The organism is Agromyces arachidis, from assembly GCF_052805135.1.
In genome coordinates this window covers 1-2591 of record NZ_JBRBDK010000020.1, presented here as the reverse complement: position 1 = coordinate 2591, position 2591 = coordinate 1, and the positions used below count along the sequence as shown (strand labels likewise).

Annotated in this window: 1 protein-coding gene; it reads right to left on the bottom strand. The window is 61.8% G+C overall.

The features are described from left to right. Positions 1 to 69: 69 nt before the first annotated feature. Positions 70 to 2544: a BREX-1 system phosphatase PglZ type A gene (gene pglZ / locus ACUY4T_RS14400; RefSeq protein WP_446019655.1), complete on the bottom strand. Its 2475-nt coding sequence runs from the start codon at positions 2542 to 2544 to the stop codon at positions 70 to 72. Positions 2545 to 2591: the final 47 nt, after the last annotated feature.

The following is a 2591-nucleotide window of genomic DNA, read 5'->3' as shown; positions in this document are numbered from 1 at the left end:
GCAACCAACCCCCGACGCGCCCACCCCGCAAACGAACGCAAACCCGACGTCTCCACAGTGCTGTCTCTCCTAGAAGTCCGCGATGAATGAGCGCTTCAGCGTGTACGTTGCGGAGACGTACGTGCGCCAGTGGTTGGTGGTGCCTTCGCGTTCTTGGACGCGCAGTTCAACTGTCTGCCCCTCGAACGCGTTTGCGTCAGTCGTGAGCAGCAGCGTGATCTGCTGCACGCGTGCGCGGGCGTCATCTGTCGTCTGGTCGAACGCGCGCTCGACCACATTCGAGATCACGGTGTCACCCGCGTAGAGCGCGATGCGCAGCGTTCGCGCGTGGACCTTCTCGTCAACCGGGTCGAGCTGATTCAGGCGGACCACGAGCTGCCCGGTTGTGATGCGGTCCGAATCCTTGAGGAGTTGGACCTCGACCTTGCGAGTGTCGGAACGTCGCGACTTATTGATGGCGAGCACTGGCACCACGATCTCCTGGAGGCTCGCGCCACCGTGGACGAACCGTGTGCCGGCACCAGGTCGACGGATCCGGTGCGTCGACTTCGGAATCTGGACCGTCAGGTCACCGTCGAGTCCGAGCTGCGCCGAGGTAAAGGTCTTGACAGACTCCATGGGTTCCAGGTTCCGACCGATTACGAATCGGCGGTTCTCGAATGTGCCGCCCTTCGGGCTCTCAGAGAGGTACCCCGGCTCTTCGAGCCCGGCATCCTGATATTGGAACCCGTGGTCTGCAGTCACAAGAATGTTTGACGCGTTCGCGTTCGCGAGCCGCTTGGTGATCGCGATGATCTCCCGAATCGCCTCTTCGGCCGCCTTCGGAAGGTCCCCCTCGGTCTTGGCGTCGTCGCCGATCGCGTCGATGCGGTCGTGATACACGTACAGCACCTGGTGTGACGAGAACAACTCGCGTGCCTGGGCCTCGCTCATCTTCAGCAAGTCCGAAGCTCGCACGGCCGTACCCTCCACGGCAGCGAGAATCTTGGCCCGGTTCTCAGTTCCGCCGGCTGGGTGGCCGTCAACGACCGCCTTGGCATCCGCCGTGAGCTCCAGCGCCGCGTGAGGCAACAGCGCGGCCATGCCGAGTTGGGTGAAGCTGGGCAGGACTCCCACCATGGCCTCAAGCTCCGCGTCGAATCGGTCCTCTCGACGGATGCGGATTCGGAGCTCGTCGGCGACTTCAAAGCGCAAAGCGTCGGAAATGATGACCGCAACCTTGCGCCGACCAGACATGACGATGGTCTTGACACGTTCCGCGAAGAAGGCGCCGGCGCCGCCTGCCGCCGCGCCAGGCCAGCTCTCTGAGCTGTCGATATGCTGCTGCCAGGCAAGGCCTTGCGCGTGCAGGTACTCGAAGACGTACGCGCTCTCGACCTTCTGACGCAGCGGAGCGAGGACGTCATGTTCGTCAATGACGGCATGGAACAGGAACTGCCGATAGCGCTGATCGATTCGGTACCACTCCGATCGATACTTCTCGATACCATCCGCAAAGCTAGTGACGTGCGCTTTGAATGCTGCAATCTCGTTCAAGATGCCGCTGGCCGCATCGAGTGCGCGATAGTAGCTCTCGAAGCGGCTGCCTCTGAGTTCGGCGAGGCGGGTCTGGGTAATGCGCTCCACTTCTGCGTGCGCCAGCTTTCGCTCACGGACAAGCTGGACCAGCTCGAGGATGACCCGCCGGTCGACATCCTCGAACACGAAGTTATCGAGCAGCTGCTCGAGTGGGACCTCTCCGAGCCGCTGAGGGATCTCGAGGGCGTTCGCGGCCCGGCGCGACAGCGCCGTGTAAGCGTCGCTGAAGCCCCGGTCGACCCGGAGATTCTTGAAATCGATCTCGATTCCTCGGTACCGATCCGTGGTCCCGGCCGAGAACCCGCCCATCGCCTGCTCGAACATCCACAGAACGAAGTCGTCGATCGATGGGTTGTCCGAGGCATACCCGTAGATTCGTTGGAACCCTCGCCACAGATAGTCGTCAAGTCCATACGCCACCAGCTGACGGAAGAAGGAGTCGGACTCGACTGACGCATCTAACAGCAGTTGCCGCACCAGTGCACTGAAGCGATGCTCCACTTTCGCACCAGCAAGGACAGCCGACATCTTTGCGAGAACCTGGTCAACGGTGTCGCCTTCGTGCAGACGCCTCCGCAGCGCCTCAGTCCGCTTCGTGCTGCGGAAGAACTCCGGATGCTCGATGACGACCGCTCGGAACACATCTCGATCCAGCCCGAGCTGGTCGAGCAACATGGACACCCGATCCGCGCGGAAGCTCCCATAGGCGAGCCGCAGGTCAAGCAGCCAGTCGTCGCCGGATGGCTCATTGGCACGGTAGAGGAGGAACTTCGTGTTGGGCTCTTCAACGAGAATCCGGGCCTTCACACCGAACTCGTTGCGATCGATCCGAACAGTTTCGACCTCATCGAGGTCGATGGCGACGACCTGCTCGACGTACTCCTGATCAGGGTCATCCCAGACCACGATCCGCTGGCTCTGGAACAAGTCCTGAAGCCTGCCCGTAAGGGTCTCGAGTTCGTTCATTCGGTGGGTGCTTCCAGTCCGGGGATCTTCTTCAACGCGGCACCGAA